Raw genomic sequence first — 26,668 nt, 5'->3', positions numbered from 1 at the left:
TGACCGTCCGCCCCCGCCGGCCGAGGCCGTCCGCGCATGGCCGACGGAGGGCCGTTGACAGGCGGTGACCTGCGGACGGAGACTGCGGGCGCGCCCCACCGGGCGCGCCCGGCGCCGCACCGGGTGCCGAACCCGGCACCACTCCGGCGCCGCCCGTACGGATCCGCCCAGGAGAGCCCCGATGAGCATCCGCACCGCCCGCGACGGACGCAGCGTCCGCGACGTCTACGTCGTCGACGCCGTCCGCACCCCGATCGGCAAGTTCGGCGGCGCCTACGCCGGGGTCCGCCCGGACGACCTCGCCGCGCACGTCGTGCGGGCGCTGGTGGACCGTACGCCCGACCTCGACCCCGCCCGCATCGACGACGTGGTCTTCGGCGATGCCAACGGCGCGGGCGAGGACAACCGGGACGTGGCCCGGATGGCCGTCCTGCTCGCCGGGCTCCCGGTGTCCGTCCCCGGGGTCACGGTCAACAGGCTCTGCGGTTCGGGCCTCGAAGCGGTCATCCAGGCCGCCCGGGCCATCGCGCTGGGCGATGCCTCCGTCGCCATCGCGGGCGGAGTGGAGTCGATGAGCCGCGCCCCCTGGGTGGTGCAGAAGCCCGAGCGCCCCTTCCCGGCCGGCCACCAGCAGATGTGGTCCACCACCCTCGGCTGGCGGATGACCAACCCGCGCATGCCCGCGGAGTGGTCGGGCTCGCTCGGCGAGGGCGCCGAACTCATCGCGGAGAAGCACGGCATCACCCGCGAGGCCCAGGACCTCTTCGCCCTGGAGAGCCACCGCAAGGCCGCGGCCGCCTGGGCCGCCGGGCAGTACGGGGACGAGGTCGTCGCGTACCCCGGTGTGGACCTCGTACGCGACGAGTGCATCCGGGAGGGCTCCACGCCCGAGTCGCTGGCCCGCCTGAAGCCCGCCTTCCGGACGGACGGCACGGGTACGGTCACGGCCGCCAACGCCTCCCCGCTCAACGACGGCGCCGCGGCGCTGCTGCTGACCGACGAGGAGGGGCTGGCGGCCACCGGCCGGGAGCCGCTGGCCCGGATCAGTGCCTCCGCGGTCACCGGCATCGAGCCGCAGCTCTTCGGCCTGGGCCCGGTCGACGCCGTGCGGAACGCGCTCGCCAAGGCGGGCCGGAGCCTGGCCGATCTGACCACGCTCGAGCTCAACGAGGCTTTCGCTGCGCAGGCGTTGGGCTGCCTCGCGGCCTGGCCGGAGCTGGACCCGGCCGTGCTCAACCCGCGCGGTGGTGCCATCGCGATCGGTCACCCGCTCGGCGCCTCCGGGGCCCGGCTGGCCGGCTCGGTGGCCCACCAGCTGGCCGCGGCCGGCTCGGGCACCGGCATGGCGACGCTGTGCATCGGGGTCGGGCAGGGCATCGCGCTCGTCCTGGAGCGCTGAACGCCCGCCCCGAACTCGCGTACGCGGCCCGGCCGTCGATCGTTTCCGGTCACGGCGGCCCGTCAACTGCCCAATAACTGAACTGATGTGGTGCCTCCGGTCTGGCACGATGGCGCGTGCTGCCGCCCCCCGCCCCGCCCATCCCCACCGGAGGCCCCGCGCCATGCCGCTCCTCGAACCGACGCTCTGGCAGGACGGAACGACCCTGACCGGCGGCTCCGCCCCGGTCGTCGAACCCGCCACCGGCCTTGCCCTCGCCGCCGTCGAGCTGGCCGCCCCCGCCGATGTCCCGGAGGCCGCCGTACGGGCCCGGGCCGCCCAGGAGGACTGGGCGCGGGCCGGCCACATGGAGCGGGCCGCCGTCCTGCGCCGGGCCGGCGACCTGTTCGCCGCCCATGCCGAGGAGCTGCGGGAGTGGCTGGTGCGGGAGTCCGGTTCCATACCGGGCAAGGCCGACTTCGAGCTGCACGTCGCCGCCCAGGAGTGCTACGAGGCCGCCGCGCTGGCCTCCCGTCCGGCCGGTCAGGTGCTGCCGAGCGAGGCGCCGCGGCTCTCGTTCACCCGCCGGGTCCCGGCCGGGGTGGTGGGTGTGGTGGCCCCGTTCAACGCTCCGCTGATCCTGGCGATCCGCTCGGTCGCCCCTGCCCTCGCCCTCGGCAACGCGGTGCTGCTCAAGCCGGACCGGCGCACCGCCGTGTGCGGCGGCCTCGCGCTCGCCGCCGTCCTCGCCGCGGCCGGGCTGCCGGGCGGGCTGCTGCACGTGCTGCCCGGGGGCGCCGAGACCGGGGCCGCGGTGGTCGCCGACCCGCTGGTACGGGTGGTGTCGTTCACCGGGTCCACGGCCGCCGGGCGGCTCGTCGGGGAGCTGGCCGGCCGTCATCTCAAGCGGGTACACCTGGAGTTGGGCGGGAACTCGGCCCTCGTCGTACTCAAGGACGCCGATGTCGAGGCCGCCGTCGCACAGGCCTCGTGGGGCTCGTTCTTCCACCAGGGCCAGATCTGCATGACGGCCGGCCGACATCTCGTCCACGCCTCGCTGTACGACGAGTACGTCGAGCGGCTCGCCGCGCGGGCCGAGGAGCTGGCGGTGGGGGACCCGTACCGCGACCGGGTGCACCTGGGCCCGCTGATCGACCGCGGCCAGCTGGAGCGGGTCCACGGCCTGGTCGAGGCCAGTACGGAGCAGGGCGCGAAGCTCGTCGCCGGGGGCACCCACGAGGGGCTGTTCTACCGGCCGACCGTGCTGGCGGGCGTCGCGGACGACACCCCCGCCTACGCGGAGGAGGTCTTCGGCCCGGTGGCGCCCGTACGGTCCTTCGCGACGGAGGAGGAGGCGGTGGCCCTGGCCTCGGCCGGCCCGTACGGCCTCGCTCTCGGGATCGTGACCCGGGACGCGGCGCGCGGGCTGGAGCTGGCGGGGCGGATCCCGACCGGGATCGCGCACGTCAACGACCAGACGGTGAACGACGAGGCGGTGGCCCCCTTCGGCGGGGTCGGCGCCTCCGGCACCGGAGCCCGGTTCGGCGGCGAGGCGAACCTCGACGCGTTCACGGAGCTGCGCTGGACCACGGTCCGCTCGGCCCCGGCGGGGCACCCCTTCTGAGGGCCGCGGGCCCGGGACCCGCCGCCCGCGGGGCCCGGGCCCGCGGGCGGAATGCACGGGGCCGGCCGATCGTTCAAGGGGCATACGAACCACTCAGGAGGTCTGGAAGCCGTGGCTACTGTCGAGCTCACCAAGGACAACTTCGACCAGACGGTCAGCGAGAACCCGTTCGTGCTGATCGACTTCTGGGCGGGCTGGTGCCGGCCGTGCCTGCAGTTCGCCCCGGTCTACGAGAAGGCCTCCGAGGCCAACCCCGACCTGGTCTTCGCCAAGGTGGACACGGAGGCGCAGCAGGAGCTGGCCGCCGCCTTCCAGATCAGCTCGATCCCGACGCTGATGATCGTCCGGGACCAGGTGGCCATCTTCGCGCAGCCCGGCGCACTGCCCGAGAACGCGCTGACGGACCTCATCGGGCAGGCGCGGGAGCTGGACATGGACGAGGTGCGCGCGAAGATCGCCGCGTCACAGCAGGACGGCCAGGGCGGCAACGGCGGCACGGCGCAGGCCTGAGCTCCGGCGCACCGAACGGCGCACCGACGGGGGCACTGAACGGCCCACCGACCGGCCGACGCGTCCCCGCCGACCGATCGCGGGGACGCGTCGCCGCGCGTCTGCCGCGTCTCCCACGGTCCCCACGTAAGGTGACAGGGACATGAGCCCCTGGAGCCCCGGAAGGTGACTGTGTCGGAAGCGGTGGAGTACGACGTCGTGGTGCTCGGCGGGGGACCGGCCGGCGAGAACATCGTGGACCGGACCCGAGCCGCCGGGCTGACCACGGCCCTCGTCGAGGCCGAACTCGTCGGCGGGGAGTGCTCGTACTGGGCCTGCGTCCCGAGCAAGGCGCTGCTGCGCCCGGCGCTGGCCAGGGCCGACGCCCGGCGGGTGCCCGGCCTCGCGGGCTCCGTCGGCGGGCCGCTCGATGCGGCGGCCGTACTCGCGCACCGCGACTACTGGACCGGCAGCTGGAAGGACGACGGCCAGGTCGACTGGATCGACTCGATCGGCGTCCACCTCTACCGGGGCCACGGCCGCCTGTACGGCGTCCGCAAGGTGGCCGTCACCAGCCCGGAGGGGGAGCACCACGTACTCGCCGCCCGGCACGCGGTGGTCGTCGCCACCGGCACCCGCGCCATGGTCCCGGACGTGCCCGGGCTCGCCGGGGCGCGGCCGTGGACCAGCCGCGAGGCCACCTCCGCCCAGCAGGCGCCGGGCCGGCTGCTGATCGTGGGCGGCTCCGTGGTGGCCGCCGAGATGGCCACGGCCTGGCAGGCCCTCGGCTCGCAGGTCACGGTCCTCGTACGCGGCTCCGGGCTGCTGCCGCGGATGGAGCCCTTCGCCGGAGAGCTGGTCGCCGAGGCGCTGCGCGAGGCCGGCGCGGTGGTCCGTACGGACGTCTCCGTCGAGGCGGTCGTACGCAGCGGCTCGACCGGGCCCGTCCAGGTCGTCCTGGAGGGCGGGGAGATCCTGGAGGGCGACGAGCTGCTGATGGCGACCGGCCGCTCGCCGCGCACCGGGGACATCGGGCTCGAGACCGTCGGGCTGACGCCCGGCGACTGGATTCCGGTCGACGACAGCTGCCGCGTCCAGGGCCACGACTGGCTGTACGCCGTCGGCGATGTGAACCACCGCGCGCTGCTGACCCACCAGGGCAAGTACCAGGCCCGGATCGCGGGCGCCGCGATCGCGGCCCGCGCGGCGGGCGGCGGCGAGCTCGACACCGGCCGCTGGGGCGCGCACGCGGCGACCGCCGATACGCAGGCCCTGCCGCAGGCGGTGTTCACCGACCCGGAGGCGGCGGCGGTGGGCCTCACCCTCGCCGAGGCCGAGCGGGCCGGCCACCGGGTGCGTGCCGTCGACTACGACCTGGGCAAGGTCTCGGGCGCGGGCCTGTACGCCGACGGGTACCGCGGGCGGGCCCGGATGGTCGTCGACCTGGACCGGGAGGTGCTCCTCGGGGTCACCTTCGTCGGCCCGGGCGCGGCCGAGCTCGTGCACGCGGCCACCATCGCGGTCGCGGGGGAGGTCCCGATCGACCGGCTGTGGCACGCGGTCCCGGCGTTCCCGACGATCAGCGAGATCTGGCTCAGGCTGCTGGAGACGTACCGGGGATAGCGGACGTACCGGCGAGGGCCGAGTCCACGACGCAGGCCCGGCGGTAGCTGCTGCCGTCCCGGGTGCGCGTCAGCAGGCCCGAGGTGATCAGGTAGCGGCGCAGCGCCGAGCAGTCCTCGTGCACCGTGCGCAGCGCGTCGTTCACCTCGGGCTCCGTGTACGTCCGGCCCTCCTCGAAGAGGGTCTCGGTGAGGTGGGCGAGCAGCTGCTCGCGGCGGGCGGCCTTGCGCGGGATGGCGGTGAGCCGGCCGCCTGAGAAGAGGTCGGCGACGTGGCGCTCTTTCTGTGACATGAAAGCGAGCCTCTCCGACGTCCCGCATGTCCGGCAACGGATTTATGCCACCGGCCGGGGCCCGGCGCCAACTCCCGCAAAAAGTGACGGTCGTTCATCTTACTGAGTGGTAGACCCGCCAGTACCCTCCCCCGTGACCGCTTCCTGCCCCACGGAGGAGCACGTATGCGACGTCCCACCGCTCGCCTGAGAACTGCCGTCGCCGCCGGGGTGATCGCCCTCGGCGCGGCCCTGCTCTCCCCGCTCGCGTCCGCGGCCGCCGCGCCGTCCGCCGACCCCGTCCCGCTGCCCGTCGCCGACTACTGCGGCGGCCGGTGCGCGGACATCCTGCCGCCCGGCCAGAACGGCAACGCGACCCTCGCCCAGATCCTCCTGCACAAGGCGTTCGGCGCGATGCCCGCCCACGCCTCCGACCAACTGGCCCGCTACGACTCGCTGGCCGCCGGCTACCCCGGGCTCACCGACGCCAAGGTCAACGACTTCTTCAACGACGCCTCCTTCGGCGTCCCCGCCGACCAGGTCGAGTCGACCTCCAGCCCGCGTTCCGACGTCACCATCACCCGCGACAAGAAGACCGGCGTCCCCCACGTCAAGGGCACCACCCGCTACGGCACTTCCTTCGGCGCGGGCTTCGCCGCCGCACAGGACCGGCTCTGGCAGATGGACCTCTTCCGCCACGTCGGCCGCGGCGACCTGACCCCGTTCGCCGGCGGCGCCCTCGCCAACCAGGGCCTGGAGCAGCAGTTCTGGCCGCAGGCCCCGTACACCGAGGCCGACCTCCAGGCCCAGGTGGACCGGATCCGCACCACCGAGGGTGATCGCGGCCGCCTGGCGATGGAGGACGCGCAGGCGTACGTCGACGGGATCAACACCTACCGCGTCCAGTCCAAGAACGGCCGCTACTTCCCCGGAGAGTACGTGCTCACCGGCCACATCGACTCGATCACCAACGCCGGTGAGATACAGCCCTTCAAGATCACCGACCTGATCGCCCTCGCCTCCGTGGTCGGCGGCCTGTTCGGCGGCGGAGGCGGCGGCGAGGTGCAGGCCGCGCTCTCCCTGCTCTCCGCGCAGCAGACGTACGGCCTCGAGGAGGGCACCCGGGTCTGGGAGTCCTTCCGCGAACGCAACGACCCCGAGGCCGTGCTCACCGTCCACGACGGCACGAGCTTCCCGTACGCGCAGAAACCCGCGAACCCGCAGGGCACCGCGCTGCCGGACCCCGGATCGGTCACCGCCGAGCAGCTCGTCTTCGACCGTACGGGCGCCGCGGCCACGGCGGCCGCCGCCAACCCGCCGAAGCCGGTCAAGCAGAGCATGTCCAACGCCCTGCTCGTCTCCGGGGCGAAGACCGCGAGCGGCCATCCCGTCGCCGTCTTCGGCCCGCAGACCGGCTACCTCGCGCCCCAACTCCTCATGCTCCAGGAGATCCAGGGCCCCGGCATCAGCGCCCGCGGCGCCTCCTTCGCCGGTGTGAGCATGTACGTCCAGCTCGGCCGCGGCCAGGACTACGCCTGGAGCGCCACCTCCGCCGGCCAGGACATCACCGACACCTTCGCCGTCGAGCTGTGCGAGCCCGGCGGCGGCGCCCCGACCACGGCCAGCGCCTCGTACCTCTACCGCGGCACCTGCACCCCCATGGACAAGCTGGAGCACACCAACGCCTGGAAGTCCTCGGTGGCCGACCCGACGCCGAACGGCTCGTACCGGATGCAGGTCTGGCGGACGAACTACGGCATCGTGACCCATCGCGCCACCGTCGCGGGCAAGCCCGTGGCCTACACCGCGCTGCGCTCCACGTACCGCCACGAGGCCGACTCGATCATCGGCTTCCAGATGATGAACGACCCGTCGTACGTGAAGGACGCCCGGACGTTCCAGGAGGCCGCCCAGCACATCGGCTACGCCTTCAACTGGTTCTACGCCGACTCGCGCGAAGCGGCGTACTACAACAGCGGGTTGAACCCGGTCCGGCCGGCAGGAGTCGACGCGGCGCTCCCCGTGCACGCCCGGCAGCAGTACGAGTGGCAGGGCTTCGACCCGGCGGCCAACACCGCGGCCTACACACCGCCCGCCGAGCATCCGCAGTCCATCGGGCAGGACTACTACATCAGTTGGAACAACAAGCAGGCCGAGGACTACAGTGCGGCCGGTTTCGGGATGGGCTCCGTGCACCGCGGCGACCTCCTCGACCAGCGGGTCAAACCGCTCGTCGCCGCGGGCGGGGTCACCCGTGCCAAGCTCACCCAGGCCATGGCGGACGCGGCCGTCACGGACCTGCGCGCCGAGAACCTGCTGCCCGAACTGCTCGCCGTGCTGCGCAGTGCACCGGTCACCGATCCGGCCGTCGGCGCCGCCGTCGACAAGCTGGCCGCGTGGCAGGCGGCGGGGACCGAGCGCAAGGAGACCGCGCAGGGCTCGAAGGCGTACGCGCACGCCGATGCCGTCCGGATCATGGACGCCTGGTGGCCGCTGCTGATCGAGGCGGAGTTCAAACCGGGGCTCGGGGCGCCGCTGTACGACGCCCTGCGCGCCTCCCTGAGCGTCGACGAGGCGCCCAACGCGGGCCACGGGCCGACCGGTTCGCATGCCGGGTCGGCGTTCCAGTACGGCTGGTGGAGCTACGCGGACAAGGACCTGCGGACGGTGCTCGGGCGCCCGGTCGCCGGTCCGCTGGCCAAGGCGTACTGCGGCGGCGGCTCGCTGTCCGCCTGCCGTGACGTCATGGCGGCCACCCTCAAGCAGGCGGCTGCCGCCACCCCGGCGGCCGTGTACCCGGCCGACGGGACCTGCGCGGCCGGCAACCAGTGGTGCGCGGACTCGATCGTGCAGCGTCCGGTGGGCGGGCTGAGCCATCCGCAGATCAACTGGCAGAACCGGCCCACGTACCAGCAGGTGGTGGAGTTCCCGGCCCACCGCTGAGGCCCCGTGGGCCCGTTGCGTACGAAAGGCCCGCCGGCCCCGGATCGCTCCGGGGCCGGCGGGCCTCCCCGCACACGGGCTGCCGCCGCCCGTCAGGGGCCGACGGTGATCTGCTGCGCCGGGTCGGTCGTGTCGGTGACCTTGTACACGGCGTTGAAGACGGACGAGGTCGCGCTGGTCGGGCAGCCGAACCCGCCGGTGACCGTGACCGGCACGGAGGCGTTGGCGAAGGTCAGGCTCGGCGGTGCGCCGTTCGCCCAGGTCCCGGCGACGTTCGCCGGGGCGGAGGGGGCCGCGGTGACCGTACAGGTGGCCAGGCCGGACGTCTGCACGACGAGCCCGCCCACCGGGACGGTCATGGTGGCGGTGATCGGGGAGCCGTCCTGCATCGAGACCGACCAGGAGCCGCTGGTGGTGACCGTCGGGGTCACACCCCAGACGCTGGACGTGCACGAGCTGTACGTCGGCGGCGAGATCGGCGACGAGACCGGCCCGGCGGCGTTCTGGTTCCCGGGGGCGGCCGGGACCGTGCCGGTGGAGACGGAGACCGTACAAGTCACCGTGACCGAACCGGCCTTGAGGGTGGCCTTCCCGCTGAGGGTGGCCTTGAAGGAGTGTCCGGCCGGGGTGACGGTGGTCGATCCGGCCAGGGGTGAGGGCGCGGCTGTGGCGGTGACCGAGGCCACCGACAGCGCTCCGGCGGCGGCCAACCCGAGGGCGAGCGCGGTACGCGTGCGGCTCATGGCTGTGCTCCTTGGGGATCGGGGTGCGCGGTGGTGCCGGCTGGGGTGGGGGACTGCGGGACGGGGGACTGCGGGGTGGGGGACTGCGGGGCGGCGGCGTGCGGCTGCCAGGCGAACATCAGCCCGCCGCCGAGGATCCCGAGCAGGGTGCCGATCAGGAACCCGCCGAGGTTCGACAGGACGAGCGCGGCGGTCGCGATGAGTGTGGTGAGGACACCGGCGAGGCTCCGCTGTGCGGGCGAGAACCAGGCGGTGAGACCGAGCACGATCATGACGATGCCCATCAGGACTGACGGGATGCCCGCGACGCCCTGCTGGAGCATCACCTTCAGCGGTGCCAGCGGCAGGGCGCAGATCTCGGCCCCGGCGAGGACGGCGAAGAGCCCTCCCCAGAACGGCCTGCCCCGCCGCCACCGCCGCCAGCGGCTCAGAAGCATTCCTTCTTGCCCTTGCTGATGTTCATGCTGAGCCCGGAGAGCTTGAAGGTGCCCGCGTTCGTGGCCCAGGCCGTCTGCTGCAGATCGCTGATGGTGACGGTGTCCGCCTGCTGGGCGAACAGGTCCTGCATGCCCACGGCTTCCGTCGGTCCCTTGTCGAGGGTCGAGGCGTCGCGGCCGATCTCGATGTTGGTGAAGACGGCGTTGCCGGAGAGCTGGGTGGCGTCGACGAACAGGTTGCTGGCCTCGACGGGGGTCTTCTTGCCCGCGGTGAGGTTCAGCGAGATGTCGCCGACGACCGGGAGCGTGGTCACCACCGATTGGCAGAGGCTGTGGAGCTTGGCCTCCTTGATGGCGGTCACCGCCACCGGGATGAGCTCCTCGCGGGCGTTGACGTCGATGCTGCCGTACTGGGCGAAGCCCTCGCCCTCCAGGCTCGTCGCCGACACCTTGAACTGCTGGCCCGACACGGCGAAGGAGGCGGCGAGCGCGCCCTGCGCGAGGGCGATGCCGAGGCCCGCGGTCACGGCGATGGCGGGGACGGTCAGAACGGCGAAACGGCGCCAGCGGACGCGGCCGCCTCCCTCGTCGTTTCTGCCGGGCGGGGCGGAGGAATCCGATAAGTTGGGGGAATCTGCCATGAGATCGTCCCTTATTTCGGCTGTGCACCGTTGTTACCGACGAGTTGAATGTAAGAGTGCCAATGGGGGTTGGCAAGGTTGTTCGACCGTGCCTTTTCGGCCGACTCCTACTGATCGGTTACTGCTTCTTCCGCATCCTTGCGCAGCAGTTCGGCGACCTCCGCCGCCACCCGCCGGGCCATCGCCCGGGCGAACTCCGCGGCCACGACCTCGCCCGCCACCGGACGCAGCGCCGCCGCCGCGTCCGAGATGTGATCCAGTTGACTGGCCGAAAGCTGCTCCAGCCCGTCCGGGCCGATCACATGCCGCCGGAACAGTCCGACGAACCGGTCGGCGAGCGCGGCCGCCTGTGTCTGTACGAAGTCCCCCGCATCGAGGATCTCCGCCAGCGGCACGCCCTGCCGCACGAGCGTGAGCGTCGCCTCCAGCAGCCGCCGGCTCCGGTGCGTGACCCGGTCGCCCTCGATCCGTACGTGACCCAGCTCGACGGCCCGCCGGGTGTCCTCGGCCGTCGCGGACGGGCCGAACAGCTCGCGCAGTTCGGCCAGGGTCATGGTGACCGGGTCCTCCTGGACCCAGTCCCGGGTCATCGCCCGCTCCAGGCCCAGGAGTTGGGACAGGCCGCCGCCCGCCTCCCAGGCGTGCAGCAGCTCGGCGATCCCGTTGACGGTGTACCCGCGCCCCAGCAGATTGCTGATCAGCCGCAGCCGGGTCAGGTGCTCCGCGGAGTACCACGCGATGCGGCCCTCGCGGCGCGGCGCCGGGAGCAGCCCGCGCTCCTGGTAGTAGCGCAGGTTGCGCACCTTGACGCCGGCCGCGCGGGCCAGGTCCTCCCGGCGGTAGCGCTCGCCGCTGGGACCGCCGGCCGCACGGTCGTGCGTACCGTCGTGCGTGCCGTCGTCCGTGCCGTCTTGTCGCACCAGGCTGCTCACGCGGCCGAGTGTAGGACGTACCGCGCGCTGTACCGACGGGTATACCGGCAGGTCACATGGGGCGCGGTCGCATCTCCTGCTTGACCGCCCGCAGTACGACGAACTTCGGCTCGCTCGCGACGACTTCACTGTTGCCGAAGAGGCGGCGCAGATGCGTGTGGTAGCCCATGTGGCGGTTGGCGATCACCCACAGCTCACCGCCCGTACGCAGCACCTTGCGCGACTGCGCGAACATGCGCAGCGCCGTCGCGTCCGTCGTCGCCTGGTGGGAGTGGAACGGCGGGTTGCACAGCACCAGGTCGACCGAAGCCGGGTCCAGCATGGACACGCCGTCGCCGACGAGGAAGTCGGCCCGCTCGCGCTCGTGCTGGACGTTGGCGCGGAACGTGGCCTTCGCCGAGGCGACCGCCTGGTACGACTCGTCGGTGAACACGATCTCCGCGGCGGGGTCCGCGATCGCGATCGCCGTGCCGACGATGCCGTTGCCGCAGCCGAGGTCAACGACCCGGGCGCCGTTCGTGTTGTTCGGGATGCTCTGGAGGAAGAAGCGCGTGCCGACGTCGAGCCGGTCCGCGCAGAAGATCCCGGCGTGGTTGACGGCGGTCAGGCCGGAGCCCGATCCTGCTTCCGCGTCCAGCGTGTACGTCACCGGCCACGGGTCGACGGCGCGCGGCGACGTGGCGCTGGGCGTGCAGAAGATCAGGCGGGCCTTCTTGTCGGCGAGCGAGGTCTTCGTCGGGCCGAGGATCTTTTCGAAGAGTTTCAGCGTGGAGGTGTGGATCTCCTTGACCATGCCCGTGCCCACGACGACGGTGCCCGCGTGCACGTGCGGGGCCAGCCGGTACAGCTGGTCCTCGAGCAGCGCCAGGCTCTTCGGCACCCGGACGAGGAGTACGTCGATCCGCTCGGGCGGCGCGTCCTGCGTGGTCAGCAGCCGCACCGTGGTCTTGGCGGTGCCGATCCCGGCCCGGTCCAGGTTGGCCGCGGTGCCGGCCCGGGCGAGGTAGGAGTCGGTGATCTGCGTCGGGTGGTACGCGGCCAGCGCGGTCGTCAGCGCCCCCCAGCGGTCCCCGAGGATGGTGATCTGCCCGGCGCCGGCCAGGTCGACCGGGCCGTGTTCCCCGGTACCGGACTCGAGGTGGCGCAGCAGGTACTCGTCGGCTGCGTCCCAGGCGCGGAGCTGGTCGCGCGGGTCTTCGGGGAAGCGGGTGAGCTCGTAGGAGCCGAAAGGCGTGGTCAGACGGTTCATCGTGCCCCCAGGCTAACCGAGGAGGCCGCCCGGCCCGGCACGCACGGGGCCGGTGGGTGCGCTACTCGGGGAATTCGCCGGCCATGGCGGCGGCCAACCGCAGGTAGGGGCGGGCTTCGGCGGCCCGGCCCCGACGCTCCAGTGTCCGGCCGAGCATCAGCTGCGCGTAGTCCTCCACGGGCCAGCGCTCCAGGATGGCGCGGAGCTCGTGCTCGGCGCGCGAGAGCTGGGCGGAGTGGTAGTAGGCGCGGGCCAGCAGCAGCCGGGGCGCCAGCTGCTCGGGGGCCTCGCCGGCCAGTGCGACCAGGATGTTTGCGGCCGTCGCGTACTCCTTGGCGTCGAAGAAGAGCCGGGCCCGGTCCCAGCGCTCGGCTGCCGTCCCGTGCTCGAAATACTCCGTCGGCGCGTTCATCGCGTCCCTTCCGCCGTTCAGGTGGTGCGTCCGTCCCTCCAACACGTGACAGCAGCCGGACATTCCACCGAACGCGGCGCTGGTGGCGGTACTAAGTTGTGAGGCATGAGCAATCTCGATCGCCAGCCCGCTCTCTCCGCCTGCGGCGGCCGCGGCTTCGTCGTGGCCGAACCCGTGCGCGAGCTCCTCAGCCCGCGCACGGTCAAGCTCGGGGAATCCACCGAGGTCCGCCGACTCCTGCCCAACCTGGGACGCCGCATGGTGGGCGCCTGGTGCTTCGTCGACCACTACGGCCCGGACGACATCGCCGGCGAGCCCGGCATGCAGGTCGCCCCGCACCCGCACTCCGGACTCCAGACCGTGAGCTGGCTGCACGACGGCGAGGTGCTGCACCGGGACAGCGTGGGCAGCCTCGAGACGATCCGCCCGCGAGAGCTCGGCCTGATGACCTCGGGCCGCGGCATCAGCCACTCCGAGGAGAGCCCCCGCTCGCACGGCCGCCTCCTGCACGGGGCGCAGCTGTGGGTGGCGCTCCCCGAGGCCCACCGCCATGTGGAACCCCATTTCCAGCACCACGCGGAGCTCCCGCACGTGACCGCCCCGGGTCTGACGGCCACGGTCATCCTGGGCACCCTGGACACGGCGACCTCGCCGGGCACGGCGTACAGCCCGATCGTCGGCGCGGACCTCGCCCTCGCGTCGGGCACGGAGACCCGGCTCCCGCTGAACCCGGACTTCGAGTACGCGGTCCTGTCGATGTCGGGCGAGGCCCACGTGGACGGCGTCCCGGTCCTCCCGGGCTCGATGCTCTACCTCGGCTGCGGCCGCACGGAACTCCCCCTGCGGGCCACGTCGGACACGAGCCTGATGCTCCTGGGCGGCGAGCCGTTCGAGGAGGAGATCGTGATGTTCTGGAACTGGATCGGGCGCTCCAACGAGGAGATCGTACAGGCGCGCAAGGACTGGATGGAGGGCACCCGGTACGGCGAGGTGAAGGGCTACGACGGCCCTCCGATCCCTGCCCCTCCGCTCCCGCCGGGGCCCCTGAAAGCACGCGGAAGGGTGCGCTGACCTGCGATTTTCTTCCGTAGGCCGACCAGCCGACACCAGCCGAGGAGAGGCCGCATCCCGGACTGAGACCGTCAACAAGCAAGGAGACAGACCGACATGATCGAACGAGTCCGCGCCGTCCTCGTCACCGCTGACGACACGATGCTGGTCATCCGCCGAACCAAGCCCGACATCCCCGTGTACTGGGTACTGCCCGGCGGCGGCGTCGAGCCCAGCGACGAGTCACGGGAGGCCGCTCTCCACCGGGAGATCCACGAGGAGATCGCGGGGAAGGCCGACATCGTCCGGCTCCTCCACACGATGGAGTCCGACGACGAACGTCAGCTCTTCTACCTCGCCCGCATCGCCACCTGGTCCTTCGAGGACCGCACCGGGCCCGAGTTCAGCGCCGAGGGCCGCGGCGAATACGCACTGGAGGAGATCCCGCTGACCGTGGCGGGGCTCGACGGCATCGACCTCAAGCCCGAGGAGATCGCCCAGGTCCTCCGGGGCGCCATCGGCGCCGGCACCCTTCGGGCCGAGGCTGCGAAGTAGCTGTCCGTCTTTGTGGACTTGCCGTCGGGACCGACGCCGAGGTGCGTCGGCCCCGACGGCGCCTTCGGTGTGCTGCGGCTGCTGGTTGCTGTGAGCTGCTCGGGTTGGGACAGGTGCAGCTCGCGCTGCACCCTGGTGCCGGAACACCTGCCGTGGTCGGCCTTCGTGCCTCTCCGCGGTGAGCTTGGCCTTGGGGGCTGCACACCTTCCCCATGATCTGCCCTGGCATCATCACACCCACAGAAGGCGGAGGGGTGTTATGGGATTTGGCCTGTATCTTGCGGTACCGATCGGTGTGGTGGCGCTGTTGCTCGCCGTGTCCGGTGTTGCGACACTCAGCCGTGGCTGGCTGCTCCCCTGGCAGCGTCGGCACATCGTCCGCCCGCGCTTGTTCGGTTGGGCCCAGCTGCTCATCGCCGCCGCGCTCGGCGTCGAGCTGGTCGGCCTCCTGGTGGTCGACTCCGGCTACCGGTCCGTCGTCACCATGCCGGGCGTCGTGGGTCTCCTCTTCGCCTTGGTTCTGAGCACACGAGCCCAGCGTCCGCCGCGTACCCGGTGAGATGGGATCAGTGGAAAGAGCACGCCGGACGGTGCTACATCGGAAGTCCTTCATAGCCCTGTCGCTGATGTTCACCGTGTTGCCCGGAGGGTTCGTCCTCGGCGCCCGGGCGAGTATGGCCTGCAGGGTGCCGGACTCGGACACGCTCACAGTCATGGCCGTATGCCTGGGCGGGATCGCGTTCATCCGGCGGATCACAGGGTCGCGTGTTGTGCTCGGCCAGAAGGTGCTGTCCGTGGTGAATCCGGTGTTCACCCATGACGTCCCCTATCGGTACGTGGCCAGGGTCGAGGCTGATAGCGGGGGGAACCTGGTCATCACGACGACGCAGGCCGTCGAGATCGCGGCTTTCGGGTTCGCCGGGTCGATCATCGACCATTTCGTCGGTTCCACCGACAGGGCCGTCGCTCAGATCAAGGCCGGGCTTGCGGAACGGCGGGACCTGAGGGGGAATTCCCGTACGGTCCGGCGCTTCACCCGGGCGTGGATGGCCGACGGCTGCACCGTGGGGATGCTCGCGTGCATTGCCCTCGCCGTGGCCATCGGCGGCTGACCTGGAGGCCTGAGAGCGCGGCCGAGGCGAGCGCGGAGCACCATGGAGGTGGGCGAGCGGTGTGACGGCCGGGCAGGAGCCCTCCCATGGCGCGTGGGCGGTTGCGGATCTACCTCGGGGCGGCCCCGGGGGTGGGGAAGACGTACGCCATGCTGGAGGAGGGGCAGCGCCTTGCCGCGGCCGGTGCCGAGGTCGTCGTCGGGTTCGTCGAACCGCACGGGCGACGGCCCACCGCAGCCCTCACCGAGGGTCTGGAGATCATTCCCCGGCGAACCATGGAGTACCGCGGGGCGACGTTCACCGAGATGGACCTGGACGCGGTGCTCGCCCGCCGCCCACAGGTCGCCCTGGTCGACGAACTGGCCCACACCAATGTGCCCGGCTCACGCCATACCAAGCGATGGCAGGACGTCGAGGAACTCCTGGACGCGGGGATCGACGTCGTCACCACGCTCAACGTCCAGCACCTGGAATCCCTGGGCGACGTGGTCCGGCAGATCACCGGCGTCCCGCAGCGGGAGGCCCTGCCCGACGAGGTGGCACGCCGCGCGGACCAGATCGAACTGGTCGACCTGCCGCCCGAGCTGCTGCGCAGGCGCATGCTGCACGGCGAGATCTATCCCTCGGAGCGCATCGAGGCCGCCCTCACCCACTACTTCCGTGTCGGCAACCTCACCGCGCTACGGGAGCTCGCCCTGCTGTGGCTCGCCGACCGCGTCGAGGAAGGGCTTCAGCGCTACCGCGCCGAGCAGGGCATCACCACCCCCTGGGAGACCCGCGAGCGCATCATGGTCGCCCTCACCGGCGGCCCCGAGGGCGACACCCTGATCCGCCGCGCGGCCCGGATCACGGCCCGCGTCCCCGGCAGCGAGCTGCTGGCGCTGCATGTGGTCCCGAGCGACGGCCTCACCCATGGGGGTCAGGCCACCCTCGCAACCCAGCGCGAGCTGGTGGAATCGCTGGGCGGGAGCTATCACCAGACCACAGGCGACGACATCCCCGAGGCGCTGCTGCAGTTCGCGGAGGCCGAGAACGTCACCCAGATCGTGCTGGGCGCGAGCCGCCGCGGCAGGCTCTCCACGTTCCTCCGCGGCGGCGTCGGGCACCGGACGATCCAGCGGTCCGGCCCCATCGACGTGCTCGTGGTGACCCACGAACACGCTGCGGAGTCGTCTCCCGCCCTGCGGCTGCCGCACCCGAGCCGCGCCACCGGCCCGCGGCGCTTCTGGGCGGCGATCGTACTCGCGGCGATCATGCTTCCCGCCCTGACCCTCCTGCTGGTTCTCCTGGGCGAACACGTGGACCTCTCCCTCGCCCTGGTGCTCTACCTGCTGGCCGTCGTCGTGATCGCCCTGGTCGGAGGCCTCGTCCCCGCACTGCTGGCTGCGCTCGCCGCGGGACTGCTCGCCAACTATTACTTCACCAGGCCCTTGAACTCGCTGCGCGTCGAGCGGCTCGACGACGTCCTCGCACTGGTGGTCTATGTCGTCACGGCCGTCGTCGTCGGCATGGCCGCGGGCACGGCTGCCCAACGTACGTACCAGGCCGTCCGCGCGAGCTCCGAGGCCCGGGCGCTGAGCCGGCTTGCCACCGCCATGATGCGCGGCCAGGACCTCCCGACCCTGCTCGAGCAGGTACGGGAGGACTTCGGCCTGGACGCGGTCAGCCTGCTGGAGAGGGATACCGGGCATGCCGCCGAGCCCCGCTGGTACGTCGTCGCCAGCACCGGCGAGGATCCACCCGAGCGGCCCTATGACGCCGACGTGGAGAGTCCCGTTGGCGACAACGTCACGCTGGCCGCCCGCGGGCGGCCGCTGAGCAGCGACGACCAGCGCGTACTGGCAGCGTGCGCGGCCCAGTTGGGAATGGCGTACTCCCACGGTCGCCTTGCCGCCCACGACGCCGAAACGGGCGTACGAGCCGAGGCCGAGCACACCAGGGCCTCGCTGCTCCTCATCGCGAGTCGAGACCTGCGGGGTCCGCTCCGCACGGCTGACGACGCGCTGAGCAGCCTGGGTACCCCCGCGGACCTCGGGGACGGCCGCCTCCTCGACACGGCCCGATCGGCCTTGCGTCGAGCGGGCCGGCTCGTCTCGGATCTCGACGACCTGAGCCGACTGCACGCCGGCGCACTCGACCTCTACCTGCGCCCGGTCGACCTGGACGAGCTACTGACCGCAGTGATGGACGCCCTCGGTCCCGGCCATACGCTTCGCTGCATGCTCCCGGAGCAGCTGCCCGACGTGATCGCCGACGCGGCCGTCCTCACCCGCGTCCTTACCACTCTGGCGGCCGAGGCCCAGCGGCACAGCCCGCCGGACCGGCGCGCGCGGCTGACGGCCGAGACCCGGCCCGGCCTCGTGGAGATCCACATCACTGACGGAACCCGCGAGGGGGCGGAGGAGACAGCGTCAGGGACGCGCCCGGTCCACACTGCCGACAGCCTGGCGCTGAGGATGTCCCGCGACCTCACGGAGACCATGGGCGGCACCCTCGAACCCACCACCACCGGGCCCGGGTTCGCGTTGAAGCTCACGCTTCCCGCAGCAGCCCGCAGGCGGGATCAGTGACCGGCACGAGGGCGTGAGTGGTCACTGCAAGCCGGAGGTTTTGAAGACCGTGTGGGCCGTCTCGCGGTCGATGCGCTGCGCCAGTTGTCGCAGAGCGGTCGCGCCGTGCAGCAGAGTGCCGCGCCGGATCGATGCGCGGGTGTCGGTGTCGAGGCGGTGCCACATCGCCGGATTGCGGATCATGACGGTCGGGTCGATCTCGACCTGACTTCCCTCCGTGTCTCGGAGGACCATCCGCTGGGCCACCCCGTCGGACCACCGAACCGAGACGAGGGAGTCGGTTCGGACGGTGTCCGTCACCAGCAGTCCACGGGTGATCAGCAGACCGGGGCGCACGGAGACCCGAGGCGGGTGCAAGATCACGAAGAGAAGGCCGGCCAGACCCGTCCAGAGGGCGCCGCGGGAAACATTGAGCTCTCCGAAGCCCGCGTCCATGGCGAACAGGGCCGTGAGCAGGAGGAACGCGACACCGATCGCCGAGCGCCTCTCACCGGCCCAGTGGATGTCCTGTGCGAAGGGTCCAGGAGGCGCCGCTTCGGTGCCCTGTGCACCGGTCGCGGCCTGAGTGAAACGTCTTCCCATGAGAGCGACGTTAGGGCTGGTGGAGGCCTTGGAGGCCGACCCTGACGCATCGCTGATGTGATGGCTACGCCATCTTGATGGGGTTCCCGCCGGGCGGGAACCCCATCGGCGTCATTGGCCCGGTGGGCTGAGCGAAGGGGACGGCCGGGAGTAGTCGTACGGCGGCGGGCTCCACGGTGCGGGGGCGGGCGCGGGCTTGAACGGTCCGGCCCGGTTGGCCATGAGGATCATCATCGTTCCGACGAAGAGCAGCGTGATGATGATGAGGGCGAGCCCGACGGGGTTACCAGGGTTGTAGGAGTAGCGGTTCGTTCCCCACTTGCTCCGTTTGAAGACCGGTTCGTCGTCGTACCGCACAGGCTGCGTCCTAGGTCGAAGGTCTCGGGGACCCGCTGTGCCCCAGCGGGTGGCCCTTCCGGTCAAGAGGTACAGCCTGCCGCCTTCTGGGCCGCCGGCAGGTACGCCGCGATAAAGCGGGTGAGGTCCTTGCGGCGCTCGTCGACGTCGGTCGGCGGATTCTGCATCCATAGCTCCACCACGTATCGGTGCTGTTCACCTTTGTAAGTGCACGCGCTGTATGCCATGGCCGCGTTGTCCGCGATGCGTGCGTCGCTGCCGATATCGGCCTTCTGTGGATTCCCGGCGCGCAGGAGGTTGGTGCTCTTGACCTGGAGCGGGTCCAGATCGGCAGCCACCAGGCTTGCCTGGAAGGTCAGTTCGCGTCGATTGTCGACGTCCATCGCGCAGCCGGTGATGTCTTCACCCCCCTCCTGGGTCTTCCTCTGTTTGAACGAATCACCGGGCGGCAGCAGCGGTTTCAGGAGAGCCGACTGAACCTCGACGCCGCAGACGTCGCCGGGTACGGCGTACTCCTGGCCCTGTGCGCACCCGGCCGTACCGGCGAGCAAGAGCACGACCAAGGCGATGGCGCAGCGGCGGCTCACTGGGCGCCCGCCAGACCCTGGGCCTTCTGGTTTCCGTCGAAGGCAGCCCCGTTGATCTCGGAGGTGAGCACGTAGCGGTTGTTGCCGCCGCTGGGATTGACCTGTGCCCATTCGTCGGCGAGGGCCTGGAGCTGCCGCTCACGGGCGGTGAACGTCTCACCGTTCTGGCGCGTGGTTTCGGCGTTGATCCGTGCCTGTTCGTCGAGCTGCCACTGGTAGGCGAGGGCGTCGACGCCCCGCTGTGCGGCGTCTCCGACGACGGGGATGAAGTTCGCGGCACCGCCGAAGCCGTGGTAGAGCCACTTGGCGTCCCAGGAGGGGTCGTCCTTGTCGGTCTTCAGGGCCTGGTAGCGGGCCTCTTCCAGGAAGCCCACGGTGGCACCGGCCCGGAGCAGGTTCTCCTTGGGGTCGCTGGGGTGGTCCGCGTGGATGTCCTTGATCATTTCGCGGTTCATGGCCTCGTTGAGCATGCCGTAGGAGTCCTGGTCGCGGGATACCTGCTTGCTGACCTCCAAGAGCTGGTGGCGGTCCAGCAGACGGGGGTCGTTGCTGTCGTCGGCGAGTGAGCTGGCTGAGTGGTGGACGACGTCGCTGTGGGTGGAGAGGATCTTGGCCATGTCGTCGCGCATCTCGGAGGGGAAGTCGTCGCCGCGCTCGGAAAGGTACTTCAGGGAGCGGTCGAGGACTTGACGGTGTTCCGGGGTGAGGTCCGCGGGGCGTGCGGTGGGGTCGTTCGGGTTGACTCCTGTTGCGGCGGAGACCAGGGCGGCGCCGGTGGCCTCGCGTGCGGAGTTGCCGTCCTTGCTGTTGAGCGGGGTGTCGTCGAAGGTCTGACGGTCACCGAGGACGTACTGGGCATTGTCGGTGGGCTGGGTGGTGTTGAAGAACTCGGTCGCGGTGTGCGGGCTGGCCGCCAGGCCGGTCATGAAGCCCGTCATGGGGTCGCGGCCGAAGTCCTCGCCGATGAAGTTCATCTTCGGCACCGGCGGGACGCCGCCGTTCCAGTAATTGCCGGGGAGCTTCATCTTCTTCTCGGTGGCGACCAGCGCGTTGCCGTAGTCGTTCAGGAACCGGTTGTCCCAGTCCCCGCTGCGCATGAGGTTGCTCATCACCTGGTAGCCGTAGACCTGGCTGCCGCGGGTCTGGATCCGCTCCTCGCCCAGCTTGACCATGTCGTTCTCCCAGGTGCGCATCGCCGGGCTGTCTGACTGGGTGGCGCCGGCCAGGGTGAGGGAGAGGTTGCGCTGGAAGTCGCCGAACTGGTCGTGACGGGAGCGCTGGAGAGTGCCGCCGTCGGAGGGGTCGGCCAGGTCCGCCCAGAAATCGAGCAGGCCGCGCGGGCCGATGGTGGTGGCGAGCGTCTCCTGGAAGAGGCGGTCGTCCTTGTACTTCGCCAGGTCGGCGCCCAGCTTGTCGAACTCCTCCGGGGACATGTCGTCCCCCTTGGTCTTGAGGAGCTTCGCGATCCGGTCGGCGTCCTTCATCGCATCCGCCGCCCGGTCGCGGTCGCAGTAGGCGGCGTCGGAGAAGCCGTACGGGGTCTGGCTGACCAGCATGGTCAGGGCCTGGGCGGCCGTTGAGTCGCTTTCGGTGGCCCCCTGCAGGATCCGCTGCACCTCGTCGCGGAACGCGGTCGCGTCGGCTTCGGTGTGCTCGGGGACCGTGTGACCCTTGGCCGCGCGGTCGGGGTGGATGTTCATCGTGACGGTGAAACCGCCGTCACCGGTCCCGACTACGGTGAGGTTCTTCTCCAGGGCCCGGGAGATCGCCTCGTTCAGCCGGGTCTTGTAGTCGACGAGTTCACCGCGGGTGTCACGCAGGATGTTCCCGATGCTGGTGGCCTCGGTGGCCGCGTCGGCGAACTCCTTGGCGGTCTTGCCGATGAACTCCCTTGTCACGGTCGCGTTCACCCCCGCCCAGTCGGCCTTCGCCGCTTTCCCGCCGAGATCGCCGCGGGCGTCCGACTCGAGCTCCCACAGCTTGGTCGCCATGGCCGTCCAGTCGGCCACGGCCGTGGACAGCTTCGAGAAGTCCGCGAAGCGCAGTGCGTCCAGATCCATCAGTGCTGCGCCCTTTCCTCGAAGCCCTTGTCCAATTGCGCGAACTTGAACTGGGTCGCGATCCAGTACTCGTCCTCGGCGTGTGCGTTCTGCGTGTAGTCCAGGTGGTTGGAGATGTGAGCGCAGGCATCCAGCAGGGTGCCGACCTGGTCGTGCCATTTGTCCGCGAGCGTCGACAGGGCCCCGCCGAGGGCGAAGTCCTTCTTCAAGGAGCCTGCCGCCTCGTACGTACTGGCCTTGGCGTGGTCCCCGTCGGTGCCGAGTCTCTGGCGGAGCTTGAATGCCGCGTCGCCGACGGCCGCAAGATCCTTCTGCGTGACCACCAGATCCCCCTGCGGCCCCGGCCCACCGCCCCCTCCGGGGTCGAGATGATTGAGCCGCATGGCGGTCTGCCTCTCGACAGCGGCTGACCTGAGCTCCGCCCATTCCTCATCGAACGACATAAGACCCCCATGGTGAAAATGACTTCCCCTGCGTGATCCAGGGTTTGAGCCGGCCGGTGCGGCGATTGCGCGCCATACGAGATCAATGGGCCGGATGCTGTCTGCGGCCTACCGGGATGGGTTGGACTCCCGTCATCAGGAAGTCGAGACCCCGGCGTGTGGTCACCAGCACGACTCGGTCGTCGTGTCGCAGGATCCGTCCGTGTGGTGGGCGCCAGTCGAATGCGGGCCGGTCCGTGCGGAATCCGCCGAGCGTGTCCGTGGACGAGGCAGAATGCCGGCTGGTCGAAGGGCCGACGGCGAGCACGCGCCACTCGTGCTCCTTGAAGGCCTCGTGTATCGAGTGCCCTTCCAGCTCCGGGTGGCCGGCGACGTCCACGACGGTGAAGAGCAGGGATCCGCGCTCCACCCGGCATCACCCCCAGCACGTGGCGGCCCATCATCGCGGCGGCGAAGGACGGTGCCGCCAATGCCGAGACACTGCGGCTGCGGGTGAGAGCGTCCGGGTAGCCGGCGCGCATGGTGCGCGAGACGGTGGCGGCGAAGTCGTCGCCGTACAGGCGCATCACCGCCCGCACCCGGGGATTGCTCTCGCGGGCTGCCATCACGATGTCGAGGTTCTCGCCGTCGTCGTGGGTGAGGACGAGCAGCGACTTGCTGGTGGTGATGCGGGCGAGGTCCAGCACTCCGGGGGCGGCGGCGTCCTCGAGGAGCAGGTGCACACCGAGCTCGCGCGCCAGGGCGACCCCCCGGGCCTGCGGATCACGCTCGATGACCACGACCTTGTGGTCGGTGGTGCACAGCTGCGCCAGGACGCGCGTGCCGATCTTGCCGAGGCCGACCAGGACGATGTGGTCGTGCAGGCTCGTATCCGGTACGTGGTTGGCCGATGCCGTACGGAAGGCCAGGGTGGCGTTCATGGCGGCGGCCACGACGAGCGGTAGTACGGCCAGGCCCACGAAACCCGCGATCAGCTGAAGCACCTGGCGGGCCGTGGACTCCTCGGTGGCCGGGTCGCCCATGGTGAAGATGTCCAGTAGCGGCAGGTACACCGACTTCCACAGCGGTCCGTCCTCCACGACGGCCGTTGCCGTGGCCAGGAGCACCACGGCCGCGCCGAGGACTCCGAAGACGGCCGTCACCTCGCGGGAGACGAAGATCTTCCAGGGCAGGTGCCCGATCCGGTCGCGCAGCCAGCCACCGTAGGCCCGCCGCCGCCGCCGCCGTCGTCGGGAGGGGGACGCCGGCGCATGGTGCTGGGTCACCTCTTCGAGCATGAGGCGGCCGTGCGTGAACTGCCGGTGGTACGCGGTCGCGGTGTCGGGGAGCAGCTGGGTGCCGCTCGCGCCGGGGGTTTCCGCACTGTCCTCGCCCAGCGGATCGTCCATGTGGGTTCCGGAGAGGACGGCGAGGGTGGCGAGGTCCGTCGCGTGGGGTGGCGTTCCGGCCGGGCGTACGACACCGCGGAACACTTTGCCCTCGACCTGGAGCGTGTGGCCGCGTCCGACCGCGGCGGCGGCGACCAGCTCGGGTACGGCGGTGTCGGCGTCGGAGAGGATCGTCGTGGACGCGTCGATGGATGTGTCGTCGTCTCGCGTGTATGCGGCGGCGGCGCGGTCGAGGAGGCGTTCCAGGTGGCGGCCGCGGTCCCGGTTGAACATGCGGATGACCAGGCGCACGGACGGATTGATGCTGCGGGCCAGCAGGGCAGCGGTCATGTTCATCTGGTCGTCGCCGTACGTGAGCGCGAGCGCGGCGGCACGTTCGACGCCGGCCGCCCGCAGGGCCTGCTCGTCCGGCCTGGCGGAGATGAGCAGTTCGACGGGGGAGTGGGGGTCGCGGTGCAGGGCGACGACATCGGCGCCGTGCCCGTCGCGCCGCGACGGCAGCACGACCGTGACGGCCTCACCGCAGACGGCGTCGAGCTCCTGTGCCAGGCGGTGCACGAGTCCGTCGTCCCCGCAGATGATCATGTGCTGGGATCGCTGTCCGAGGCCCGTTCGGAGGTGGAGGGTGGAGGAGGACATACGGGTCAGAGCCGCCCTGCGGCCGCGTCGGCGGCAACGGGCAGGGACAGGACCATGGTCAGACCACCGCCAGGGGTGTCCTCGGGTGTGAGGGTGCCGTTCATCGCCTCCGTGAGCCCCCGGGCCAGGGCGAGGCCGAGGCCGAGCCCGACGGTGTTGTCGCGGTCGCCGAGGCGCTGGAACGGCTCGAAGGCGCGCTCGCGGTCGTCGGCGGCGATCCCGGGCCCCCGGTCGGCGATCCTGACCTCGACCCGGCCGGCCAGGGCGCTCGCCGTCACCAGCACCGGACGGTCTCCGGGGGCGTGGCGGACCGCGTTGCCGACCAGGTTCGCCAGCACCCGTTCGAGCAGAGGTGGGTCGGCCTGCAGCGCCGGTACGGTCTCCAGGTTCTGCACGTCGATGCCGGGCGCTTCCGCCGACGGCAGGTCCAGTGACTCCAGAGCTGCGGGCAGGACCTCCTCGAGGGTGGTGGCCCGCAGTTCGAGGGTGAGGGCGCCGGCTTGCAGACGGCTGAGATCGAGCAGGTTCTCCACCAGGCGGTTCAGCCGGTTCAGCGACATTTCGGCGGATCCGAGCAGCTCCGCCCGGTCCTCCTGGGAGAAGTCCACGTCCGGGGTGCGCAGCGAGGTGATCGCGGCCAGTGCCCCGGCCAGCGGGGTCCGCAGGTCGTGGCTGACGGCCCGGAGCAGGGCGGTGCGCAGGCGGTCGGCAGCCTTGATGGGTTCGACCTCGGCGGCGGCCTCGGCCAGGCGGGCCCGCTCGACTGCGGCGCCGACGTGCGCGGCGAAGGCGGCCAGGACGCGGCGCTCGGAGGACGGCAGCGTACGGCCGCGCAGGACGAGGAAGCCCCCGGGTCCGGCCGCGACCACCAGGGCGGGGGCCGGACCGCCACGTGTGCGGTGTCCGCTCTCGGTACCGGAACCGGCGTCAGGGGCTTCCGGAGACAGCTCGACGGTGTCCATGCCGAAGGTCTCCCGGGTGCGTTCCAGCAGCGCCGGGATCGTCTGGTCGCCGCGGACGATGCTGCCCGCGAGGGAGGACATCGTCTCGGCCTCGGCCGTGGCCCGGGCAGCGCGGCGGGAGAGCCGCAGGGATCTGTCCGCGGCGGCGGCCACGGTGGCGGCGACGACGGCGAAGACCACCAGGGCCAGCACGCTGTCCGGGTCGCTCATGGTGAACTCGCCTATGGGCGGCATGAACCAGTAGTTGAGGAGCAGCGCGGCGGTCAGTGCCGCGATCACCGCGGAGGCGACCCCGCCGATGCATGCCACGCCGACGACGGCCACCAGGAACAGCAGTGCCTCGCTGGTGAGGTTCAGGGTGCCGCGCATCTGGTCGAGGGCGAGGGTGAGCAGTACCGGGAGGACCACACCGACCACGGGTCCGGCGATGAGCCGGGAGGTGGGGAGCGTGCGGCGGCGGGACGGCAGCAGCCGTCCGTGGCCGGCCCGCTCGTGCGTGACCATGTGGACGTCGATGTCCTCGGAGAGCCCGACGACGGTCTCGCCGATTCCCCTGCCGGTGAGGAAACGTTCCAGTCTGCGGCGGCGGCTCGTACCGAGGACGAGCTGCGTGGCGTTCTCCGCCATGGCGAAGTCCACCAGTGCGGTGGGTACTTCGTCGCCGACGACGGAGTGGTAGCTACCGCCCAGGTCCTCGACGAGCGCCCGTTGCGCGGCGAGCGCCGCGTGCGAGACCCCGGCGGCGAGTGCGTCGCTGCGTGCGATGTGCACGGCGAGCAGTTCGCCGCCGGCGGACCGACCGGCGATGCGGGCGGCGCGACGGATCAGGGTCTCGCCCTCGGGGCCGCCCGTGAGTGCCACCACCACCCGTTCCCGGGTCTCCCAGACGTCCCCGATGCCGTGCTCGATGCGGTACTTGTGGAGGGCCTCGTCCACCCGCCCGGCCAGCCACAGGAGGGCCAGCTCTCGCAGCGCGATGAGGTTGCCGGGGCGGAAGTAGTTGGCGAGGGAGGCGTCGATCCGTTCCGGGGGATAGATGTTGCCGTGAGCCATCCGGCGTCGAAGTCCCTCGGGGGGTATGTCGACCAGCTCGATCTCGTCGGCGCGGCGTACGAACTCATCGGGGACCGTCTCGCGCTGCGGTACTCCGGTTATCTTCTCGACGACGTCGCTCAGCGACTCCAGGTGCTGGATGTTGAGCGTGGTGACGACGTCGATCCCGGCGGCGAGTATGTCCTCGACGTCCTGCCAGCGCTTCGGGTGCCGGTCGCCTCCCGGGACGTTGGTGTGGGCGAGCTCGTCGATCAGCACGACCTTCGGACGCCTGGACAGCAGTGCTTCCCGGTCCAGCTCCGCGTACCGGCTGCCATGGTAGTCGTGGCCGGCCAAGGGGAGTATCTCCAGGCCGTCGAGCTTCGCCTCGGTGTGCCGGCGCCGGTGGCACTCCACGAAGCCGACCACCACATCGGCGCCACGGGCCGCCCGGCGGTGTGCCTCGTCGAGCATCCGGTACGTCTTGCCGACGCCGGGGGCCGCGCCCAGAAAGACCTTGAGCCTTCCGAGCCGGACGACCGGCTGTGCCGCCCCTGCTGCCAGGCCGGCCTCGTCCCTGGTCGTCATG

At 71.3% G+C, this 26,668-nt stretch carries 24 protein-coding genes; 10 read left to right on the top strand and 14 right to left on the bottom strand.

Annotated elements, in window-relative coordinates:
• Window positions 1-181: 181 nt before the first annotated feature.
• The 4 genes from OG299_RS07200 to OG299_RS07185 all read left to right on the top strand — a co-directional run bounded on the left by OG299_RS07200 (window position 182) and on the right by OG299_RS07185 (window position 5,114).
• Window positions 182-1,399, top strand: a complete 1,218-nt coding sequence (locus tag OG299_RS07200) for a thiolase family protein (RefSeq protein WP_327360946.1) — start codon at window positions 182-184, stop codon at window positions 1,397-1,399.
• Window positions 1,400-1,562: 163 nt separating this feature from the next.
• Complete coding sequence (locus OG299_RS07195; protein WP_327360945.1) at window positions 1,563-3,002, top strand: aldehyde dehydrogenase family protein; 1,440 nt, start codon at window positions 1,563-1,565, stop codon at window positions 3,000-3,002.
• Window positions 3,003-3,113: 111 nt separating this feature from the next.
• Window positions 3,114-3,512 (top strand): thioredoxin family protein, encoded by a 399-nt coding sequence (locus tag OG299_RS07190; protein ID WP_266635402.1) that lies wholly within the window; start codon window positions 3,114-3,116, stop codon window positions 3,510-3,512.
• Between the two features lie 171 nt (window positions 3,513-3,683).
• On the top strand, window positions 3,684-5,114 hold the full coding sequence (locus OG299_RS07185; protein WP_266635930.1) for a dihydrolipoyl dehydrogenase family protein: 1,431 nt from the start codon (window positions 3,684-3,686) through the stop codon (window positions 5,112-5,114).
• On the opposite strand, the gene OG299_RS07180 is transcribed toward OG299_RS07185, so the two are convergent.
• Entirely contained in the window at window positions 5,086-5,406 is a 321-nt protein-coding gene (locus OG299_RS07180) for a DUF2087 domain-containing protein (protein ID WP_327360944.1), read from the bottom strand. The two genes, OG299_RS07185 and OG299_RS07180, sit on opposite strands and share 29 nt — an antisense overlap.
• Before the next feature lie 165 nt (window positions 5,407-5,571).
• Between OG299_RS07180 and OG299_RS07175 the strand changes: the two genes are divergently transcribed.
• On the top strand, window positions 5,572-8,328 hold the full coding sequence (locus OG299_RS07175) for a penicillin acylase family protein (protein ID WP_327360943.1): 2,757 nt from the start codon (window positions 5,572-5,574) through the stop codon (window positions 8,326-8,328).
• A 92-nt stretch (window positions 8,329-8,420) separates the two neighbouring features.
• On the opposite strand, the gene OG299_RS07170 is transcribed toward OG299_RS07175, so the two are convergent.
• From OG299_RS07170 to OG299_RS07145, 6 genes are all read right to left on the bottom strand, one after another.
• Complete coding sequence (locus OG299_RS07170) at window positions 8,421-9,071, bottom strand: hypothetical protein (RefSeq protein ID WP_266635407.1); 651 nt, start codon at window positions 9,069-9,071, stop codon at window positions 8,421-8,423.
• Entirely contained in the window at window positions 9,068-9,508 is a 441-nt protein-coding gene (locus OG299_RS07165; RefSeq protein WP_327360942.1) for a DUF6114 domain-containing protein, read from the bottom strand. Before OG299_RS07165 ends, OG299_RS07170 begins: the two co-directional genes overlap by 4 nt.
• Window positions 9,499-10,149, bottom strand: a complete 651-nt coding sequence (locus tag OG299_RS07160; protein WP_442817494.1) for a DUF6230 family protein — start codon at window positions 10,147-10,149, stop codon at window positions 9,499-9,501. The genes OG299_RS07165 and OG299_RS07160 overlap by 10 nt, the downstream gene beginning before the upstream one ends.
• A gap of 107 nt (window positions 10,150-10,256) precedes the next feature.
• Window positions 10,257-11,081 (bottom strand): MerR family transcriptional regulator, encoded by an 825-nt coding sequence (locus OG299_RS07155; RefSeq protein WP_327360941.1) that lies wholly within the window; start codon window positions 11,079-11,081, stop codon window positions 10,257-10,259.
• A gap of 52 nt (window positions 11,082-11,133) precedes the next feature.
• Window positions 11,134-12,330 (bottom strand): methyltransferase, encoded by a 1,197-nt coding sequence (locus tag OG299_RS07150; protein WP_327360940.1) that lies wholly within the window; start codon window positions 12,328-12,330, stop codon window positions 11,134-11,136.
• 61 nt (window positions 12,331-12,391) lie between these two features.
• On the bottom strand, window positions 12,392-12,742 hold the full coding sequence (locus OG299_RS07145; RefSeq protein ID WP_327360939.1) for a tetratricopeptide repeat protein: 351 nt from the start codon (window positions 12,740-12,742) through the stop codon (window positions 12,392-12,394).
• 105 nt (window positions 12,743-12,847) lie between these two features.
• Between OG299_RS07145 and OG299_RS07140 the strand changes: the two genes are divergently transcribed.
• The 5 genes from OG299_RS07140 to OG299_RS07120 all read left to right on the top strand — a co-directional run bounded on the left by OG299_RS07140 (window position 12,848) and on the right by OG299_RS07120 (window position 18,029).
• The gene (locus OG299_RS07140; RefSeq protein WP_327360938.1) at window positions 12,848-13,813 is read left to right on the top strand and encodes a pirin family protein; all 966 of its coding nucleotides are present in this window, start codon (window positions 12,848-12,850) and stop codon (window positions 13,811-13,813) included.
• A 96-nt stretch (window positions 13,814-13,909) separates the two neighbouring features.
• Complete coding sequence (locus tag OG299_RS07135; RefSeq protein ID WP_327360937.1) at window positions 13,910-14,347, top strand: NUDIX hydrolase; 438 nt, start codon at window positions 13,910-13,912, stop codon at window positions 14,345-14,347.
• Between the two features lie 259 nt (window positions 14,348-14,606).
• Window positions 14,607-14,906, top strand: coding sequence for a hypothetical protein (locus OG299_RS07130; protein WP_327360936.1), 300 nt, complete (start codon window positions 14,607-14,609; stop codon window positions 14,904-14,906).
• Between the two features lie 154 nt (window positions 14,907-15,060).
• The gene (locus tag OG299_RS07125) at window positions 15,061-15,459 is read left to right on the top strand and encodes a hypothetical protein (RefSeq protein WP_327360935.1); all 399 of its coding nucleotides are present in this window, start codon (window positions 15,061-15,063) and stop codon (window positions 15,457-15,459) included.
• 86 nt (window positions 15,460-15,545) lie between these two features.
• On the top strand, window positions 15,546-18,029 hold the full coding sequence (locus tag OG299_RS07120; protein WP_327360934.1) for a sensor histidine kinase: 2,484 nt from the start codon (window positions 15,546-15,548) through the stop codon (window positions 18,027-18,029).
• Between the two features lie 21 nt (window positions 18,030-18,050).
• Here OG299_RS07120 and OG299_RS07115 read toward each other — a convergent pair whose 3' ends face one another.
• The 7 genes from OG299_RS07115 to OG299_RS07085 form a co-directional block, all read right to left on the bottom strand.
• The gene (locus tag OG299_RS07115; RefSeq protein WP_327360933.1) at window positions 18,051-18,611 is read right to left on the bottom strand and encodes a hypothetical protein; all 561 of its coding nucleotides are present in this window, start codon (window positions 18,609-18,611) and stop codon (window positions 18,051-18,053) included.
• A gap of 111 nt (window positions 18,612-18,722) precedes the next feature.
• The gene (locus OG299_RS07110; RefSeq protein WP_327360932.1) at window positions 18,723-18,968 is read right to left on the bottom strand and encodes a hypothetical protein; all 246 of its coding nucleotides are present in this window, start codon (window positions 18,966-18,968) and stop codon (window positions 18,723-18,725) included.
• 62 nt (window positions 18,969-19,030) lie between these two features.
• Window positions 19,031-19,525 (bottom strand): hypothetical protein, encoded by a 495-nt coding sequence (locus OG299_RS07105; protein WP_327360931.1) that lies wholly within the window; start codon window positions 19,523-19,525, stop codon window positions 19,031-19,033.
• A 26-nt stretch (window positions 19,526-19,551) separates the two neighbouring features.
• On the bottom strand, window positions 19,552-21,615 hold the full coding sequence (locus OG299_RS07100; protein ID WP_327360930.1) for a hypothetical protein: 2,064 nt from the start codon (window positions 21,613-21,615) through the stop codon (window positions 19,552-19,554).
• The gene (locus OG299_RS07095) at window positions 21,615-21,824 is read right to left on the bottom strand and encodes a hypothetical protein (protein WP_327360929.1); all 210 of its coding nucleotides are present in this window, start codon (window positions 21,822-21,824) and stop codon (window positions 21,615-21,617) included. The genes OG299_RS07100 and OG299_RS07095 overlap by 1 nt, the downstream gene beginning before the upstream one ends.
• On the bottom strand, window positions 21,821-24,085 hold the full coding sequence (locus OG299_RS07090) for an NAD-binding protein (protein WP_327360928.1): 2,265 nt from the start codon (window positions 24,083-24,085) through the stop codon (window positions 21,821-21,823). Before OG299_RS07090 ends, OG299_RS07095 begins: the two co-directional genes overlap by 4 nt.
• A gap of 5 nt (window positions 24,086-24,090) precedes the next feature.
• Window positions 24,091-26,667 (bottom strand): sensor histidine kinase, encoded by a 2,577-nt coding sequence (locus OG299_RS07085; RefSeq protein ID WP_327360927.1) that lies wholly within the window; start codon window positions 26,665-26,667, stop codon window positions 24,091-24,093.
• Between the last annotated feature and the right edge of the window lies 1 nt (window position 26,668).

Source organism: Streptomyces sp. NBC_01296 (genome assembly GCF_035984415.1).
Classification (GTDB): Bacteria; Actinomycetota; Actinomycetes; order Streptomycetales; family Streptomycetaceae; genus Streptomyces.
This window is presented reverse-complemented; position numbering and strand designations above follow the sequence as displayed.